The 17,110-nt window shown below is 72.1% G+C and carries 16 protein-coding genes; 7 read left to right on the plus strand and 9 right to left on the minus strand.

Annotated features, from left to right (window positions below; all coding sequences use genetic code 11):
- Positions 1-153: 153 nt before the first annotated feature.
- The 4 genes from AB0F58_RS24230 to AB0F58_RS24245 form a co-directional block, all read right to left on the minus strand.
- Positions 154-750, minus strand: a complete 597-nt coding sequence (locus tag AB0F58_RS24230; RefSeq protein WP_357147121.1) for an ATP/GTP-binding protein — start codon at positions 748-750, stop codon at positions 154-156.
- A 1-nt stretch (position 751) separates the two neighbouring features.
- A complete protein-coding gene (locus AB0F58_RS24235; protein ID WP_088985313.1) occupies positions 752-1,129 on the minus strand; it encodes a DUF742 domain-containing protein in 378 nt (125 codons plus the stop codon).
- Between the two features lie 102 nt (positions 1,130-1,231).
- Positions 1,232-1,636, minus strand: coding sequence for a roadblock/LC7 domain-containing protein (locus tag AB0F58_RS24240; RefSeq protein ID WP_091456908.1), 405 nt, complete (start codon positions 1,634-1,636; stop codon positions 1,232-1,234).
- On the minus strand, positions 1,633-5,001 hold the full coding sequence (locus AB0F58_RS24245; protein WP_357147068.1) for a nitrate- and nitrite sensing domain-containing protein: 3,369 nt from the start codon (positions 4,999-5,001) through the stop codon (positions 1,633-1,635). The genes AB0F58_RS24240 and AB0F58_RS24245 overlap by 4 nt, the downstream gene beginning before the upstream one ends.
- A 194-nt stretch (positions 5,002-5,195) precedes the next feature.
- On the opposite strand from AB0F58_RS24245, the gene AB0F58_RS24250 reads away from it, so the two are divergent.
- Positions 5,196-5,801, plus strand: coding sequence for an ATP-binding protein (locus tag AB0F58_RS24250; RefSeq protein ID WP_357147069.1), 606 nt, complete (start codon positions 5,196-5,198; stop codon positions 5,799-5,801).
- 76 nt (positions 5,802-5,877) lie between these two features.
- Here AB0F58_RS24250 and AB0F58_RS24255 read toward each other — a convergent pair whose 3' ends face one another.
- Complete coding sequence (locus tag AB0F58_RS24255; RefSeq protein ID WP_357147072.1) at positions 5,878-6,957, minus strand: adenosine deaminase; 1,080 nt, start codon at positions 6,955-6,957, stop codon at positions 5,878-5,880.
- 330 nt (positions 6,958-7,287) lie between these two features.
- Between AB0F58_RS24255 and AB0F58_RS24260 the strand changes: the two genes are divergently transcribed.
- From AB0F58_RS24260 to AB0F58_RS24275, 4 genes are read left to right on the plus strand one after another with little or no spacing between them, the layout of a single operon-like run.
- Entirely contained in the window at positions 7,288-8,580 is a 1,293-nt protein-coding gene (locus AB0F58_RS24260; protein WP_357147075.1) for a 4Fe-4S cluster-binding domain-containing protein, read from the plus strand.
- Between the two features lie 8 nt (positions 8,581-8,588).
- A complete protein-coding gene (locus AB0F58_RS24265) occupies positions 8,589-9,188 on the plus strand; it encodes a uracil phosphoribosyltransferase (RefSeq protein WP_357147077.1) in 600 nt (199 codons plus the stop codon).
- Positions 9,185-10,495: an amidohydrolase family protein gene (locus tag AB0F58_RS24270; RefSeq protein ID WP_357147080.1), complete on the plus strand. Its 1,311-nt coding sequence runs from the start codon at positions 9,185-9,187 to the stop codon at positions 10,493-10,495. Before AB0F58_RS24265 ends, AB0F58_RS24270 begins: the two co-directional genes overlap by 4 nt.
- Entirely contained in the window at positions 10,492-11,748 is a 1,257-nt protein-coding gene (locus AB0F58_RS24275) for an MFS transporter (protein WP_357147083.1), read from the plus strand. Before AB0F58_RS24270 ends, AB0F58_RS24275 begins: the two co-directional genes overlap by 4 nt.
- On the opposite strand, the gene AB0F58_RS24280 is transcribed toward AB0F58_RS24275, so the two are convergent.
- A complete protein-coding gene (locus AB0F58_RS24280) occupies positions 11,714-12,553 on the minus strand; it encodes an inositol monophosphatase family protein (protein WP_357147085.1) in 840 nt (279 codons plus the stop codon). The two genes, AB0F58_RS24275 and AB0F58_RS24280, sit on opposite strands and share 35 nt — an antisense overlap.
- Before the next feature lie 76 nt (positions 12,554-12,629).
- Here AB0F58_RS24280 and myrA point away from each other — a divergent pair, with 76 nt between their 5' ends.
- Positions 12,630-13,517 carry a 23S rRNA (guanine(748)-N(1))-methyltransferase MyrA gene (gene myrA / locus AB0F58_RS24285; RefSeq protein WP_357147087.1) on the plus strand — a complete coding sequence of 296 codons (888 nt, stop codon included), beginning with the start codon at positions 12,630-12,632 and terminating at the stop codon, positions 13,515-13,517.
- A 95-nt stretch (positions 13,518-13,612) separates the two neighbouring features.
- Here the strand turns inward: myrA and AB0F58_RS24290 are convergent, their stop codons facing one another.
- Genes AB0F58_RS24290 through AB0F58_RS24300 form a run of 3 tightly spaced genes read right to left on the minus strand, consistent with a single transcriptional unit; the run spans position 13,613 to position 16,314 of the window.
- Entirely contained in the window at positions 13,613-14,296 is a 684-nt protein-coding gene (locus AB0F58_RS24290; protein WP_357147090.1) for a DUF4272 domain-containing protein, read from the minus strand.
- A gap of 15 nt (positions 14,297-14,311) precedes the next feature.
- On the minus strand, positions 14,312-15,592 hold the full coding sequence (locus AB0F58_RS24295) for a thymidine phosphorylase (RefSeq protein ID WP_357147093.1): 1,281 nt from the start codon (positions 15,590-15,592) through the stop codon (positions 14,312-14,314).
- The gene (locus AB0F58_RS24300; RefSeq protein WP_357147096.1) at positions 15,589-16,314 is read right to left on the minus strand and encodes a cytidine deaminase; all 726 of its coding nucleotides are present in this window, start codon (positions 16,312-16,314) and stop codon (positions 15,589-15,591) included. The genes AB0F58_RS24295 and AB0F58_RS24300 overlap by 4 nt, the downstream gene beginning before the upstream one ends.
- 151 nt (positions 16,315-16,465) lie before the next feature.
- On the opposite strand from AB0F58_RS24300, the gene AB0F58_RS24305 reads away from it, so the two are divergent.
- Positions 16,466-17,008 (plus strand): DUF2690 domain-containing protein, encoded by a 543-nt coding sequence (locus tag AB0F58_RS24305; protein ID WP_357147124.1) that lies wholly within the window; start codon positions 16,466-16,468, stop codon positions 17,006-17,008.
- Positions 17,009-17,110: the final 102 nt, after the last annotated feature.

Below are 17,110 nucleotides of genomic sequence, written 5' to 3' on the forward strand. Positions count from 1 at the left end.
GTGGACCCGGCCCGGTGGTGGACGACACTCTCGCCGGCCGGAACGCGGAGGCGGTCGAGGGGGCCTCGCTGGCGGCGGCCGTACCGCCGCCCGGAGACGACGTACCGCCCGGTGGCGCGGCCGGAGCCGGCACCGGGCGGTACGGAGGTCACCTCAGGCCGGCGCCACCGCGCGCGTACGGCGCATGGTGAGCACGTACTCGACCAGTGAGATCAGCACGTGCTTGGTCGACTCCCGCTGCCGGGCATCGCAGGCCACCACCGGCACCTCCGGGGAGATCGCCAGCGCGTCCCGGACGTCCTGCGGGTCGTGGTACTGCATCCCGTCGAAGCAGTTGATGGCGATCAGGTACGGCAGCCGCCGGTGCTCGAAGAAGTCGATGGCCGCGAAGCAGTCGGCCAACCGGCGGGTGTCGACCAGGACCACGGCGCCGATGGCGCCCCGGACCAGCTCGTCCCACATGAACCAGAACCGTGTCTGACCCGGTGTACCGAAGAGGTACAGGATCAGGTCACGGTCGATCGAGATACGACCGAAGTCCATCGCCACGGTGGTTGTCGTCTTGCCCGGCACCTGCCGGGTGTCGTCGACGCCCACTCCCGCCGAGGTCATGATCGCCTCGGTGGTCAGTGGCGTGATCTCCGAAACCGAGCCGACCAGCGTCGTCTTGCCAACGCCGAACCCACCGGCGATAACGATCTTCGCCGATGTCACGCGCCCGCTCGACGGAGTCGGCGGCCGGTGCGACATGTCAGAGCCTGCGAAGTCCACTCAGCACCCTCTCCAGCAGTTCAGTGCCCACCGCGTCGTCGGAGTCGTCCAGGATGGTCGGCTCGTGCACCGCGACCAGGCCGTCCGTAGCCATGTCGGCAATGAGCACCCGGGCCACCCCGAGTGGCAACTGCATCCGTGCCGCGATCTCGGCGAGCGATTGCAGCCGGCCGTCACACAGCGCGGCGATGTACTGGTGCTCGCGGCCCTGACCACCGTTGCCATTGGCAGCGGTCCGACCACGCACCGTCGTCTCGACGAGCGCCTCCAGCGCGATGTCGAGGCGGGGGCGGGTACGACCTCGGGTGACGGCGTATGGACGGACCAGCGCCCCAGTGGGCTCGTCACGATCGACCATCTCGCCGCTCACCTCCTTCCGCATACCCGCCACCGGCTCGCTCCGGTGGAACCCGTCGACTCTTTCGTTGTTCGTCCGCCGACCGTACGGTCAGCGCCCGTGTCAACCCAGCATTCCCGCGGCGGCGCGCGGCTGCGGGGTCAGCGCGTCGCCGACCCGGTCGACCAGCAGCGCCATCTCGTACCCGACCTGCCCCACATCGCAGCTCCGGGCGGCGAGCACCGCGAACGACGAGCCGTCCGAGATGGACATGAGGAACAGGAAGCCATTGTCCATCTCGACCACTGTCTGGAGCACCGCACCACCCTCGAAGCAGCGAGCCGCTCCCTGGGTAAGGCTGACCAGGCCGGACGAGATCGCGGCCAACTGGTCGGCGCGGTCACGCGGCAGGTCCCGTGACGACGCGAGGAGCAGGCCGTCCGCGGAGACGGCGACCGCATGCGCGACACCGGGCACCCGGTCGGCGAAGTTGGCCAGCAGCCAACCAAGATCCTGCGTAGTTGTCATCCTTCTTGCTCCTTCTGCCTGCTCCCGGCCCGGGGGCCTGAGCCAGACTGCGAGGACTGCTGCCCACCCGGAGTCGCCCCCAGGCCGGACGAGTGGCTGTCAGCATGGTTGCTTCGGCCGCGTTGCACGCCACGATGGTATGCCGAGAGAAGTCCGCGTACCGCCTCCGGCGTACGCCGTTGCACCGACGTGACCGGCTTCTCGATCCCACCCGGCACGAGCTGCGCCATGGGCTTGCGCTTCGGTAGACCGGTCTGGGTGGTTTCGGCCACCGGCACCTCGTTGGCCGCACTGGCGGCCCGCCAGCCGTCGTCTGCGGCGGTCTGCCAACCACCGACGGGCTGCGGGGTGCGTCGGCCGGCGAGGCTCTCGGCGTACGCGGAACGGTCGCTCCCGTTGGTCGCCGCACCGTTGTCGTGCGACGCGCCTCCGGTATTCGTTGCCATCGGTGCGTTACCTGTCGTCCCTGCTGGTTTCTGGACGGGCGGACGGCCCCGGTCGACAGCGGTGAGCTGCTGCGTCTGGGCGTCGTCCAGGCTCCCGAGGGAGGTCCGGGCACCGCCGGCCGTCTCGTCGTTGACCGTTCGGCGGGTGCGGAACCAGGCGGATTCCAACTCCCGGAAGATCGGCAGTTCCATCGTCTCGTCCGCGTACCGCTGCCGGTCGCGGACCTCCGGGGCCGGCGCGGGCTGCCCGGCCGGCGGATCGCCCGCCGAGCGCGGCAGGCGGGGCAGCTCGGTGGTCATGTCGAGCGCTGCGGCGAGCCGCTCGGGCACGGGCGGGGTGGGCACCTCCCGCTCCGTCCCGGCCACCGGCGGCCAGACCGGCGGGGCGGGTGTGGGCGGGGCCGGTCGGGCCGGCGGTGCGGAGACCGGCGGGGCCGGCATCGGCGGACCGGAAACCGGCGGACCTGAAACCGGCGGACCGGAGACGGGCGGACCGGAGACCGGCGGGGCCGACACCGGGGGTGGGACCGACGGGTAGCCGGTCCGCGCCTCCGGGTAGGTCGGGAGCTGTCGCGGCACGACCGGCGGCTGGCCGGTTGCGGCCGACTCCTCGTCGCCGGTCGCGCGCCGCTGCGGCAGCGCGTCCGTCTGCTGTCCGTTGGCCGGGCGGGGCGTGAAGGCGTCCCCGCCGGACCGGACGTCCGCACCGGTCAGGTCGGACCAGGCGGGCAGCGACCGGGCGCCGCCCAGCGTACCGTTGCGCGGCCCCGGCTCGAAGGGCCGTCCGCCGAGGGTGACCTGGTTGCCCGAGCCGCCCGGACGGGGTGCCGCAGGCGACGGGGCGTTACCCAGCGCCGGCAGCGTGCCGACGGTGGGCAGCGGGGTGGCCGGAGCGGGGCCGGACGCGGGCAGCCCCGGCTGCTGCACCCGACCGGAGAGCGCCCGCGGCACCAGGACCGAGGTGGGCAGGTCGACCTCGGCGACCGTGCCCCGCTCGGTGCCCGGTCGCAGCTCGACGCGGACCCCGTGCCGGGCGGCCAGCCGGGCGACCACGACCAGGCCCATCATCCGGGAGACCGCGACGTCCACCTGCGGTGGCGTGGCGAGGCGCTCGTTGAGGTCGGCGATCTGCTCGGCGCTGATCCCGATGCCCCGGTCCTCGACGTAGAGCGACGCGCGGTCGCCGACCCGACGGGCCTCGACCATGACCTGCGAGTCCGGCGGCGAAAACGCGGTGGCGTTGTCGAACAGCTCGGCGACCAGGTGGACCAGGTCGTTGACCGCGTGCGCGGCGACCTCGAGGTCCCGGTCGATCACACCGAACTCGATCCGGGTGTAGTGCTCGACCTCGGACTGGGCGGCCCGGAGCACGTCGATCAGGGCGGCCGGCTGCCGCTGCACCCGAGTGGAGTCCGCACCGGCGAGGACCAGCAGGTTCTCGTCGTTACGACGCATCCGGGTGGCCAGGTGGTCGAGCTGGAACAGCTCAGCCAGCCGGTCCGGGTCCTCCTCGCCGCGTTCCAACCGGTCGAGGTGACCGATCAGCCGGTCGACCAGGATCTGGGACCGGCGGGCCAGGTTGACGAACATGGTCGCGACGGAGGCGCGGAGCGCGGCCTGCTCGGCCGCCGTCCGGACCGCCTCCAGGTGGACGGCGTTGAACGCCTCGGTGACCTGACCGAACTCGTCCTTGCTGCGCACCGGGAGCGGCTCGGCGATCTGGTTGGCGAGCTGCATCGGGGTGAGCTGGCCGGTGACCTTCGGGTCCCGCAGCCGGGCCACCGCCTGGGGTAGGCCGTACTGGGCGATGGAGAGCGCACCCTGTCGGAGGTCACGTAGGGAGCGGGCCATCGACCGGGCGACCAGGTAGGCGAAGAAGATCGCCAGCAGCAGCATGCTGAGCAGCAGACCGGTCTCCAGGAAGACCCGGCGCTGCACGTCGGAGCGGAGCTGGTCGGCGAGCCGGATCACGTCACCGTCCAGCTCGGCCTCGACCGTCCGGATCAGCTCGGCGTTGGCGACCATCGCGGCGTCCCACTCGTTCGCCCCGAACGGCGCGCCGGCCATGCTCTCGGTGGTGTTGCCGTTGATCCAGCCGAGGTAGTTCTCGACCTGCCGCTGGTCCGAACCGGCCACGGTCTGCTGGTACAGCTCGGACTCGTCCTGGTTGGCGACCGCCTGGAAACTCTGCAGGGCCTGCTGCTGACCGGTGCCGGTGGCGATGTAGTCGGTGCGCAGCACCGGGCTCATCGAGCCCTGGATCAGCGCCCGGTGCACCACGACCCGGCGGACCGAGAGGAACTCCTTGGCGCGGGCGCTCGCGGCCACGGCGCGCATCCGCTCGCTCAGGTCGGTGTCCCCGGCGAGCTGGCTGGCCGAGTCCCGGATGTCCAGCAGGTCGTTGATCAGACCCTCGTAGGACCGGGCGGCGTCGGTCAGCGGCAGCCGGTTGTTGAAGACCTGGCTGCGGGTGCCGGGGAGGTCCGCCAGACTCTGGTCGATCCGGTCGAGGACCTTCTCGAAGTTGTTCGGGAGCCCGTCGATCTCGGCCCGCTGCCGGGAGTACGGCCCCCGTGCCCGGTCGACCTGCTGGTGCACCTCGGTGTAGGCCTTGTTGTACTGCTCCCGGGTCTGCGCGTTCGCTCCGAGCAGCAGCACCGCGGCAGCCCGTTCGTCCTGGAGGGTGTCGACCAGCTCACCGGAGTAACCGGTGAGGTTCGCCAGGTCGCCGGCGCGGTTGGCGCTGTTGAGCGTGTCCAGGTGGTCGATCAGACCATTGGTACCGACGACCACTGTGGCGATGGTCGGCACGATCATGATGAGGCCGAGCTTCGACCAGATCGGCATGTCGCGGAGCCGACCAGCCGGTCGGCGCATTCGCGACAGGAAGGAGCCCGCCGTCTTTGGCCGTTTGCTCACGTCACCGCCCTCTTGATCCCAGCGTCCGCCGCGTTGCTCCGGGCAACGCCCAGCGACCGACCCGGCGGGTCGGACCTCCGAGATTCCATCACGCCGCCTCTCAAAGAGAAAGCCCAGGCTGTCCCTCGCCCGGGGTGTGATGAGATGTTGAGACACTTTGATCGCAGCCCGTCTGGCCGGAGTCACCTACCGTAATGAAAACCCCGCACCGTGTCGTCCTGCTCGCCGGCCCTTCAGGCTCCGGAAAGTCCTACATTGCACACCGAACCGGACTTCCCGTGCTCTGCCTGGACGATTTTTACAAGAACGGCGACGACCCTACGTTGCCACGTCGGCACGACCGAATCGACTGGGATTCGCCGCACGCCTGGGATGCCGGCTTTGCCGTGGAAACCATTACTCGACTGGCTCGTGACGGCAAGGCCGAAGTGCCGGTTTATGCAATCGGCGAAGACCGTCGGGTCGCCACCCGGACATTCGACCTCGCCGGATCGCCATTCTTCGTCGCCGAAGGGATTTTCGCCGCCGAGATCGTCGCCGAGTGCCGGGAACGGGGTCTGCTCGCCGGCGCCTATGCCCTTCGCCGGCCACGTGGTGCGACATTCGTCCGCCGGCTGACCCGGGACCTGGTGGAACAGCGCAAGGCACCCCGGGTGCTCCTCCGGCGCGGCCTGACGCTGCTGCGCGAGGAACCGGCCGTGCTGCGCCGGCAGACCGGCCTGGGCGCGGAGGCGGCGCGGGCCCGGGAGGTGCTCCGCCGGGTGGCCGCGCTGCTCGCCGGCCACCCGCGCCGATCCTGATCCCGCTACGGTCACCCGCGCCGGGCCCGCCCGGCGGCCGACCCCGGTCCCGGTCCGGCCACGGGGCCGGGCGGGCTCAGGAGAGCAGCTTCGCGTACGCCGGCTTGATCACGTCGTCGATGATCCGCAGTCGTTCGTCGAACGGGATGAAGGCGCTCTTCATCGCGTTGATGGTGAACCACTGGAGTTCCTTCCAGCCGTAGCCGAAGGCGTCCACCAGCAGCGCCATCTCCCGCGACATCGAGGTGCCGCTCATCAACCGGTTGTCGGTGTTGACGGTCGCCCGAAACCGCAGGTCGCGCAGGAGGCCGATCGGGTGCTGGGCGATCGACGGGGCAGCCCCGGTCTGCACGTTGGAGGACGGGCACAGCTCCAGCGGAATCCGCTTGTCCCGCACGTACGCGGCCAGCCGGCCGAGCTGCGGGCCGTCGTCGCCGAGAGTGATGTCGTCGACGATCCGCACCCCGTGCCCGAGGCGGTCCGCGCCGCACCACTGGATCGCCTGCCAGATCGAGGGCAGACCGAACGCCTCGCCGGCATGGATGGTGAAGTGGAAGTTCTCCCGCTGGAGGTACTCGAAGGCGTCCAGGTGCCGGGTGGGCGGGAAGCCGGCCTCGGCGCCGGCGATGTCGAACCCGACCACACCGGTGTCCCGGTGCCGGACGGCCAACTCGGCGATCTCCTGTGACCGCGCGGCGTGCCGCATCGCGGTCAGCAGGGTGCCGACCCGGATCGGGTTGCCGGCGCGGGCGGCCAGTTCACTGCCCTCGGCGAAGCCGGCCAGCACCGCCTCGACCACCTGGTCCAGGGTGAGGTCCTGCTCCAGGTGCTGTTCGGGGGCGAAGCGCACCTCGGCGTAGACCACCCCGTCGGCGGCCAGGTCCAGGGCGCACTCCCGGGCCACCCGGGTCAACGCCGGGGCGGTCTGCATGACCGCCACCGTGTGGGCGAAGGTCTCCAGGTAGCGCTCCAGCGAGCCGGAGTTCGCCGCCTCGACGAACCACCGGCCCAGCGCCTCCGGGTCGGTGCTGGGCAACTCGTGTCCCAACTGCGCGGCCAGTTCGATGATCGTGCTCGGCCGCAGCCCACCGTCCAGGTGGTCGTGGAGCAGCGCCTTGGGCGCCTGGACGATTTCTTGGTATCCGATTGCCACCATGACCCGACTCTAGTGGTCGGTGCCCACGGCATCGCGCCGAGCACACCGGCCGCCCGCCGCAGAGGTCGACCCGGTCGTCCACCGCCCGGATCGCCTGCGTAAACCCGGCCCGAGCGCACCGTCGCTTTCCAAAGAGTAATCGACAGCCTACGATGGGTTGCGCTTCGAAGTGATGATTCACATCCATGATCGACGATGCCTGGTTCCGCTGGCGACCGCCCTGACCATCGGGCAACTGCCGCCGGGCGCTTCCTGGACCCGTCGGACGGGTGCCACGCAGGTTCGCCAGTTTTGTTGCGCCGCCTGGTGGCGGCGACGGGGGAGGTAGAAGTGTCGGAATCCGTGCTCGAAGCCGCGTTCGCCACACCGCAGTCGACCCGGGAGAGTCTGATCGGGGCCTTCACGCCACGGATCTCGGAACTGCCGACCACCGGGTCGAGCTTCTTCATCCACCTCAGCGAGCTCTGTCCGGTCGCCTGCCTGCACTGCATGTACTCCTCGGACCTGCAACGCAAGTCGGCGAAGGACTCGTTGTCCCGGGACGAGTTGCCCAACGCGATCCGCCTCATCAACGAGTCACGGTCCCAGAAGCTCAACATCACCGGCGGCGGGGAGCCGTTCCTCAAATTCAACAGCATCCTGCGGCTGCTCACCGAGGTGACCACACCGAAGATCGACATCGTCACCGCCGGCTACTGGGGCAAGGAGCCGACCCGGGCGAAGACGCTCATCCGCCGACTCGACGCCGCCCTGGCGGACAACCCGACCGGGCCCGAGGTCATACTGCGGCTGAGCCTGGACCGCTACCACCTCGAGGCACCCCGACCGGTACTGCTGGAGCACTACGGCAACGTCGCTCGGGCGTGGGCCGAGCAGCGGCCCGGCTTCGGGCTCGGCTTCCGCAGCATCGAGCCGGACTGGGACATCGTCGACCGGCAGATCGCCGAGGAACTCGGGGCCCGGCTCGTCGATGTCAACGACTGGAACCGCAAGCTCGTCCTCCCCGACGGCCGAGAAATACCGATCACGTTCAACGTGTTCCGCCGCAGCGGCAAGGCCAGCGAGCTGGCGGAGGGCCACCACGACACGTCCCGCTCCATCCACGAGTACTACGGCCCGTTCGAGACCGGCAGCAGACGGCTCTCCCTGGCCACCACGGTCAACGACGCCATTCGCGGCAGCTACGCCGCGAGTCCGGGGGTGGCCGTCACGCTGAACTCGGACGGCACCTTCTGGATCTTCTGCGGCACGGCGCCGGACCGGCGGTTGCTGCTCGGCCAGGAGAGCTTCGCCGAGGCGGTCGCCACCTTCTTCCAGGACCCGATCACCCATCTGCTCGTGGAGGAGGGGGTGTGGTCCCTGTCCGACCTGGTGATCGAACTGGACAAGGAGGTACACGCCTCGGCGATGGCGAAGAACGACGTCGCGTCGCTGGTCGAGGACCTGCTCGCCGCCGAGGACGTCCGACTCGCGGTGACTCTGGTGGCCACCCGGAAGCTCCTGGCCGAAGGTCGGGCCACCCTGGACGGGTCACACCCGCTCGGTGCGGTGTTGGCCGCCCCGGACCGGGACCTGCTCGCCGAATGCCGGGCGCTCATCGCCGAACGTCGGGCCCGGCGATGATGCCGGCGGTGGAGATCGCCGACCCGGATCACCTGTACGCGTGGATCCAGCGGGCCCGCCGGCCGAGTGGCGAGATCCGGCGTCGCACCACCGAGGTGGGGGCCCTGCTCGCCCGGCACACGCGCGACGCCGTACGGACCTGGTCCGGTCCGGACAGCCGGGTGCTCGCCGTGGTCATCCTGCGGGGTGGCGCGCTGCTCTACCCCGGTTTCGTCGCCGAGTTCGAGGACGCCGACTTCTGTTTCGTCGGCATGAGCCGGGACGGCCGGATGCGGTCCGTCCGGGCCGACTACATGACCCCCATTCCGCAGGACGACTACGACGTGGTCATCTACCTGGACGGGGTGTGCGCCACCGGCGGTACCCTGCTGGAGACCCGGCGACTGGTCCAGAAGGAATGCGACGGCGGGTACGAGGTGGCAGCGGTGATCAGCAGTTCCGCGTCAGCGACCACCCTGCTGCGCGAGGCCGGGGTGGCCGTCATCGGGTTGAGCCTGTACGAGTCGCTCGAGGGTGACCTTGTCCTGCCCGACCTCGGTGAACTGGATGCCGGTGACCTGTTGAGCGGTGTCGGGTTCCCGGGCCGGCAGGAGGAGCCGGAGCGGTGAGCCTCCCACGCTCGACGAGCGACCGGCCGATGCCGGTCGGCCGGGCACCCGACCGGGAGGCCGACGGGCTGTTGCTGGCCGGCCCGCGGTTGGCCAGCGGCGAGGTGGTCGACGTGCTGTTGGGCGGCGGGCGGATCGCCGTCGTCCGGCCGGCGGGCAGCCCGGTTGCCGATGGGGTACCACGGCTCGACCTCTCGGGTCATCTACTGCTGCCGGCTCCGGCCGAACCGCACTCGCACTTCGACAAGGTGCTCACCGGTACGGTGCTGCGCAACCGGGCCGGTGACCTGCGCGGCGCGGTCGACGCCTGGTACGCGTACCGGCGCTCGGTGTCCCGGGCGGACGTCCGCGAACGGGCGCTGCGCGCGGCGTACGAGTTACTGGGGAACGGGGCCACCGCGATCCGCACCCACGTGGACGTCGGTGTCGCCACCGGGCTGCGGATGCTGGAGGCACTGCTCGAGGTGCGCGACGAACTCGCCGGACAGGTGGAGCTTCAGGTCGTCGCCATGGTCGACCACCCCGTGTCCGGCCCCGACGGCGCGGGCAACCGGGCGGTGCTGATCGAGGCGGTACGGTCGGGTGCCGACGTGATCGGGGCGGCGCCCTACCGTGACCCGGACCCGCCCGGCTGCCTGCGGCTGCTGCTCGACGTGGCGGCGGATTCCGGTCGACCGGTGGACCTGCACACCGACGAGACACTGGACCCGGCTGTCGACACCCTGAGCGAGTTGGCCGAGCTGGTGTCGGCCACCGGCTTCCGGCCGGCCGTCACCGCCAGCCACTGCGTCAGCCTGGGCGTACGCGGGGAGACGGCCGCCCGCGCGGTGGTCGCCCGGGTCGCCGCCGCCGGAATCGGTGTGATCACCTGCCCGTCCACCAACCTCTTCCTCCAGGGCCGCGAGCACGGGCACTCCGTGCCGCGCGGCCTGACCGCGATCAGGGCGCTGCGGGCCGCCGGGGTGGCCGTCGCCGGTGCTGGCGACAACATGCGGGACCCGTTCAACCCGGTCGGTCGGGGTGATCCACTGGAGACGGCGTCGCTGCTGGTCACCGCAGGGCACCTGGACCCGGCGGAGGCCTACGACGCGGTCAGCGCCCAGGCCCGTACGGTGATGGGTCTGCCGGCCGTACGGATCGAGGCGGGTGCGCCGGCCGAGTTGCTGGCGATCCGGGCGCAATCGTTGACCGAGGCGATCGCAGCGTCCACCATGGACCGGATGGTGATTCATCGGGGCAGGCTGGTCAGCCGGACACGGGTGGAACGCACGTTCTCGCCGCCACTGGTGGTGGCGACCCGGCGATGACGGCCACGACGTCCACCGGCCCGGTGCTCCGGACCAACTGGAGCCAGGTGCTGCTGACCTATCTCGCCGGGGTGCTGGCAGCGGCCGCCCTCGGCAAGATCGGCCCGGTCTTCGGGCCGATCCAGTCTGATCTCGGCCTCTCGCTGTCCGCCGTCGGCTGGGCGGCGTCCGCCATGACCGGCATCGCGGCGGTGCTGGGTCTGGTCGGTGGCGTGTGGACCGACCGGCTGGGCGACCGGCGCAGCCTGTTGGTCGGGCTGGTCCTGCTCGCCGTCACCGGTGCCGCCGGGTCACTCGCCTGGGACGCGACCAGCCTGCTCGCCTCCCGGCTGTTCGAGGGCGCCGGATACCTGCTGGTCGTGGTCGCGGCTCCAGCTCTGATCATGCGGCTGACCGCCGGCGCCGACCGGGTGACCGCGCTCTCGCTGTGGGGGACGTTCATCCCGGTCGGGTTGGCCGTCGGCTCGGGTGCCGGCGGGGTCGCCGCCGGTAGCGGCTGGCGGTTCTGGTTCCTGCTGCTCGGCGCGGGCGTCGCGGCGGTCGCGGCGCTGGCAGCGGTCCGGCTCCCCGGCCCCGGCCGGTACGCCGACCGGGCGGGACCGGTCGACGGAGGAGCGGACCTGCCGGTCGGGAAGTCGGACGGCCACACCGGCGTTCCGGCCGCCCGGCCCCGGATCCGGGCGGCCGTGCTGGTCCGGGTACTGGCGCTCTCCGCCGGGTTCGGCGCGGTGTCGATGATCAGTGTGGCGGTGCTGACCCTGCTGCCCACGTTCCTGTCCACCGACACGGGCCTGGGGTCGTCGACAGCCGGGCTGGCCGTCGCCCTGGTCTCGCTGGTCAGCGTGCCCGGCGGGATCCTCGCCGGTTGGTTGTTACGCCGCCTGGCCGGGATCCCGGTGCTCGGCCCGCTGGCCCTCACCATGCCGGTCCTGGCCCTCGGGATCTTCAGCGGAGCCCGGAGTCCCGCCCTGGCCATCGGAGCCGCCGCCGGGCTGCTGTTCGTCAACGGGATCCTGGTGGCGGTGGCTTTCGCCACCGTGCCGCAGGTGGTCGACGGTGCGGATCAGCTCGGCATGGGCAACGGGCTCCTGGTGCAGTTGGGCAGTTGCGGGTCACTGCTCGGGCCGCCCCTCTTCGCCGGCACGGTGGACCGGTTCGGCTGGGGGCCGGTGCCGGTCGTGGTCGGCGTCGCCGCCGTCCTCGGCCTGGCCCTGTTCCTCATCGCCCACCGGTCTCCGGCGCCCCGGCGGTGAACAGCCCGCAGAGCTGGTCGAAGGTGGGACGGTCGGCGGCGGCCAGCAGTGGCAGGGCGTTGCCACCGGTGACCCGGTACGGGGTGCCGTCAGCGGCACCGGCGCAGCCACCGGCCCGCTCGTACAGGAACAGCCCGGCCGCGTGGTCCCACGGTTTCTCCCAGCTCACCGCGAGCGCGTCGGCCCGGCCGGTGACCAGGTCGAGATAGCTGTGACCGATCCCGTCGCAGGGGACGACGGTCGCGCCGAGTCCGGCGAGCCGGTCGACCACCAACTGGTCGACCGGGGTGTGGTAGCGCGGATCGGTATTGACCACCCGCAGCCCCGGCCACCCGGCACCGGCGGGGACAGTGACCGGCCGGCCGTCCAGCCAGGCGCCACCCGCCGACCCCGCCGAAGCGGTGGCCATCGTCCCGCTGACCGGAGCGTAGACCCAGGACGCCACGGTCCGCCCGGCCACGGAGAGGGCCACCATGGTGCTGAACCGGGTGCCACCGGCGACGAACCCAGCCGTACCGTCGACGGGGTCGATGATCCACACCGGCGCCGGCCCGCCGAGCGCAGCCAGCACGGCCGGATCGCGGGCGACCGCCTCCTCGCCGACGGCGGTGGAGCCGGGGAGCAACCGGACCAGTTCCTCGGTGAGCCGCTGCTCGGTCAGCGTGTCGGCGACGGTCACCAGGTCTCCGGGGGCCTTCTCCGCGACGCTGGCGGCGTCCAGCCGGCGGAACCGGGTCATCACCACCTCGTCGACGACCCGCCTGACCAACTGACCCACTGCGGTGAACCGGGCGAGATCCAGCATCGCCCGATGTTAGTGGTCGGCTCCGCCTCCGGCTGACCCGCTCAGCGTCGCCGGCCGATGACCCTAGGCTGACCGGGTGCACCCCGACCTGCTCCCCCACCTCCGCTGCCCGGTCTGCGGCCAGCCGCTGCACCAGGCCGACGCGGCACCGCCACGGGCCCTGCGCTGCCCGGCCGGGCACAGCTTCGACATCGCCCGCCAGGGTTACGTCAACCTGCTCACGGGCCGGGCACCGCACCTCGGCGACACCACCGAGATGATCGCCGCCAGGGAGGAGTTCCTGGCCGCCGGGCACTACGACCCGATCTCGGCGGCGCTCGCCACCGCGGCCATGCGGGCGGTGCCGCGTCGTGTCCGGCCCGGCGACGGTGTGGGCGAACCGGTGGCGTACCCGGATCTGGTGGTGGACGCCGGAGCCGGCACCGGCCGGCACCTCGCCGCAGTGCTCGACGCCGTGCCGACCGCCGTCGGCCTGGCGCTGGACGTCTCGAAGCCCGCCCTACGCCGGGCGGCTCGGGCACATCCCCGGGCCGGCGCGGCCGTCTGCGACACCTGGGGCCGGTTGCCGCTGGCCGATGCCACGGTCGCGGTCCTGGTCAACGTCTTCGCCCCGCGCAACGGGCCGGAGTTCCGTCGGGTGCTCCGGCCGGACGGCGCCCTGCTCGTGGTGACACCGACCGCCGAACACCTGGTCGAGCTGGTGGACCGGCTGGGGCTGTTGCGGGTCGACCCGGCCAAGGGCGCCCGGGTGGCCGACAGCCTCGCGGGACACTTCGAACCGGCCGGGCAGCGCACCCACCGGCACCGGCTTCAGCTGGCCCGGAAGGAGGTGCGGACCCTGGTCGGTATGGGACCGAGCGCCTGGCACACCGACCCGGCCCGGCTCACCGCGCGGATCGCCGCCCTGCCCGAGCCGGTCACGGTGACCGCCGCCGTGCGGCTCGCCCGCTACCGCCCGACCTGACCGCCCGGCCCGCCACCCGGCCGTCCCGGGTCGGCGGGCCGAAACCGGCCGCCCCGGGTGGCGGCGCAGGCCGGAGGTCTCGGGCGGCGCGGGCCTCAGGTGGAGAGGTCGACCTCTTCCCAGCCGGGGGGCGGGTCGTGGTACGGGCCGCGCAGCACCACGGCCCACTCCAACGCCCAGCGGCGCTGACCGATCGCGTGCGAGTCGATCACCCCCGGCAGCGGCAGCCCCTGCCGCTCCGACTCCAGGTACGCCCAGTCCAGGCAGTAGTGCAGGTCGAGCAGGGCCGCCGCGTCGGCGGGATGCTGCGGGGCGACGAGCAGCCGTCCCCGCCACCCGTCGAAGGTCTCGCCACCGGCGATGTTCGGCAGTTTCGCGACCAGGTCCTCGTCGACCGGCAGGGACGGGTCGAGCTGTCGGGTCAGGCCGAGCACCCAGGTCAGCGCGAAGAGGGCGTCGTGGTGCAGCACGAACGAGCGGTGGTCACCCCGGCCGGCGGTGACGAAGTCCCACTCCGGCGGGGTGACCGAGTCCACCAGTCGCGAGGTGAGCAGCCAGGCCATCGCGGCCTCGGTCGACATGCCGAAACAGCGGGCCAGGATGAGGTGCAGCACGGCGATCCGCGCCTCGACCTCGCTGGCCGGACGCAGCTCGATCTCGTCCCCCGGCTCCCACACCAGCGGGAAGTTCCCCGGCGGCAGGGGCAGCCCGAGCCGGCCCAGTTCGTCGAGGCTCGCCTCGCGGACGGCTCCCGGATCGGGTGCGGGTACGGCGGTCACCTCGGCCCGCCCGTCTCAGGCGATCCGCTCGATCACCAGCGGCGTCGCCGGCGGCGCGGTCGGGGTGATCCGGACCGCCTCCGCCGCCTCCGCCAGGGCGGCCGGGATCCGGCCGGCGTCCTCGGCACGTAGCTCGTAGAGGGGTTCACCGGCCCGGACCGGGTCACCGGGGCGCTTGTGCAGCACCACCCCGGCCGGGACGCTGACCGGGTCCTCCTTACGGGCCCGGCCCGCGCCGAGCCGCCACGCGGCCACCCCGATCGCGTACGCGTCGACGGCGGTCACGAAGCCGTCGGCGTCGGCGCGGACCACCTCGACCTCGTCGGCCTTCGGCATCGGGGCGTCCGGGTCACCGCCCTGCGCCCGGACCATCGCGCGCCAGGCGTCCATCGCCCGGCCGTCGGCGAGCGCGGCGGCCGGGTCGGCGTCCGGCAGCCCGGCGGCGTCGAGCATCTCCCGGGCCAGGGCGAGGGTCAGCTCGACCACGTCGGCGGGGCCGCCCCCGGCGAGCACCTCCACCGACTCGGTCACCTCGACCGCGTTGCCGACGGCCAGGCCGAGCGGGGTGGCCATGTCGGTGAGCAGGGCGACCGTCCGGACGCCGTGCGCCCCGCCCAGTTCGACCATGGTGCGGGCCAGCTCCCGGGCCTGGTCGACGGACTTCATGAACGCGCCGGAACCGACCTTCACGTCGAGCACCAGCGCCCCGGTGCCCTCGGCGATCTTCTTGCTCATGATCGAACTGGCGATCAGCGGGATCGCCTCGACGGTGCCGGTGACGTCGCGCAGCGCGTAGAGCTTACGGTCGGCCGGGGCGAGCCCCTCCCCGGCGGCGCAGACCACCGCACCGACGTCGCGGAGCTGGGCGATGAACTCGTCGTTGGTCAGCGCGGCCCGCCAGCCGGGAATCGACTCCAGCTTGTCGAGGGTGCCGCCGGTGTGCCCGAGACCCCGGCCGGAGAGCTGCGGCACGGCCGCGCCGCAGGCCGCGACGAGCGGGGTCAGCGGCAAGGTGATCTTGTCACCGACACCGCCGGTGGAGTGCTTGTCGACGGTGGGCCGGGCGACGGCGGAGAGGTCCAGCCGCTCGCCGCTGGCGATCATCGCGGCCGTCCAACGGGCGATCTCCGGGGCGGTCATGCCGCGCAGCAGGATCGCCATGGCCAGCGCGGACATCTGCTCGTCGGCCACCTGCCCCCGGGTGTACGCGTCGACCACCCAGTCGATCTGGGCATCGGAGAGCACCCCGCCGTCCCGCTTCGTCCGGATGACGTCGACCGCCGCGAACCCGCTCATCGCTCCCCCTCGCCGGGTTGCCCGGACCAGCGGACCGGGATCTCGTTCGGTGGTTCCCCCTCGCCGGCCCAGTAGATGGTGCCGGTCTCGTCGACCACCACCACCCGGGGCGTGCGGGCGTGCCCCCAGGTGATCGCCGCCGCCGGCTCGTCCCAGGTCGGGCCCTCCTCCAGCACGCCGGTCTCGGCACCCGCGTCGTCCCCGGCCGACCGCTCCCAGTAAGCCGTCCAGACCTGCTGCCCGGCGTCGAGGTCGGGGTGCACGAAGACGGTGCCCCGGCCCCGCCAGGCGGCGAGCCGCTCCGGCACCACCGGCACCGGGGTCTCGCCGACCACCGCCTCCAGATCGGTCACGTCGAACGCGTGCGGCAGCAGTTCGGCCATCCGCAGCGGACCGCCCTTCGCCTCGATCAGGCACTCCGGGCCGCCGTGCTCCCAGAGCAGCTGCCGGCACCGGCCGCACGGCATCAGCGGTTCGCCCGTGGCGTCCACGCAGGAGAGGGCGACCAGCCGACCGCCGCCGGAGGAGTGCAGCGCGGAGACCACCCCGCACTCGGCGCAGAGCACCACGCCGTACGCGGCGTTCTCGACGTTGCAGCCGACCACCACCCGCCCGTCGTCGACCAGGGCGGCGGCCCCGACCGGGAACCGCGAGTAGGGCACGTAGGCGTGCCGCATGACCTCGGTGGCGGCCCTGCGTAGCCGCTCCCAGTCGATGTCCATGCCGTGGATTCTGCCGTACCCGCCAGGTGACCTGCGGATGGGTGCGATCCACCCGGCCGCCCTCGCCGTGGTGGCCCGATGATGACCAGACGGTTGGCCCTTTCCTGACGATGTGCCCGTCAACCGCTACTCAGGAGGAACCGTGAAGAGAATGCTCAGCGCGCTCGCGCTGCTGGCGGCGCTGGTGGTGCCGGTCGGCCTGGCGTCGAGCCCCGCCGCGGCGACCACCCCGGCCGCACCCGCCCCGGCCGCACCCGCCCCGGACCAGCTGACGCTGGCCGAGATGGTCACCGAGAACAGCACCTACATCCCGGAGGTGACGCTGGCCGCCACCGGCTGTGGCTCGTCGTGCGACTACAAGAACCCGGCCACGTACAAGATCTACACCAGCGGCTGCTCGACCTGCTACTACTACTGCAACGACGACGCACGGGACCAGCTCAAGGTCATCGACCCGGTGAACTCGATCATCCTGCGCTACAGCCCGCGCTGCCGGACGGCGTGGGCGAAGACCACCTACTCCAACATCTCCTACATCAAGGCGGAGAGCCGTTACCTCAGTGGCACGCACCGCGCCACGGTCACCGAGGACGTCGGCAACTACACCGTCATGCTGAACGACGCCGACCTGCAGGCCCGCGCGTGTGTCCAGCCCACCGGCCCGTACGGCCTGGCCTGCACCGGCTGGTACTGACCGACGGACGGCGGCACGGCCCCGGCGTCCCGACCACCCATGGGTGGTGGGGCCGGCCCGGGGCGGGGCCGGGATCGGTAAGAGCCCGGGAGCGGGACAAAA

The sequence above is a fragment of the Micromonospora sp. NPDC023956 genome (assembly GCF_040639195.1).
Classification (GTDB): domain Bacteria; phylum Actinomycetota; class Actinomycetes; order Mycobacteriales; family Micromonosporaceae; genus Micromonospora.

Coding starts and splice junctions, on each gene's coding strand:
- AB0F58_RS24230 (WP_357147121.1), bottom strand. CDS start 750: ATGTCGCACCGGCCGCCGACTCCGTCGAGCGGGCGCGTGACATCGGCG.
- AB0F58_RS24235 (WP_088985313.1), bottom strand. CDS start 1,129: ATGGTCGATCGTGACGAGCCCACTGGGGCGCTGGTCCGTCCATACGCC.
- AB0F58_RS24240 (WP_091456908.1), bottom strand. CDS start 1,636: ATGACAACTACGCAGGATCTTGGTTGGCTGCTGGCCAACTTCGCCGAC.
- AB0F58_RS24250 (WP_357147069.1), top strand. CDS start 5,196: ATGAAAACCCCGCACCGTGTCGTCCTGCTCGCCGGCCCTTCAGGCTCC.
- AB0F58_RS24255 (WP_357147072.1), bottom strand. CDS start 6,957: ATGGTGGCAATCGGATACCAAGAAATCGTCCAGGCGCCCAAGGCGCTG.
- AB0F58_RS24275 (WP_357147083.1), top strand. CDS start 10,492: ATGACGGCCACGACGTCCACCGGCCCGGTGCTCCGGACCAACTGGAGC.
- AB0F58_RS24280 (WP_357147085.1), bottom strand. CDS start 12,553: ATGCTGGATCTCGCCCGGTTCACCGCAGTGGGTCAGTTGGTCAGGCGG.
- AB0F58_RS24295 (WP_357147093.1), bottom strand. CDS start 15,592: ATGAGCGGGTTCGCGGCGGTCGACGTCATCCGGACGAAGCGGGACGGC.
- AB0F58_RS24300 (WP_357147096.1), bottom strand. CDS start 16,314: ATGGACATCGACTGGGAGCGGCTACGCAGGGCCGCCACCGAGGTCATG.
- AB0F58_RS24305 (WP_357147124.1), top strand. CDS start 16,466: ATGCTCAGCGCGCTCGCGCTGCTGGCGGCGCTGGTGGTGCCGGTCGGC.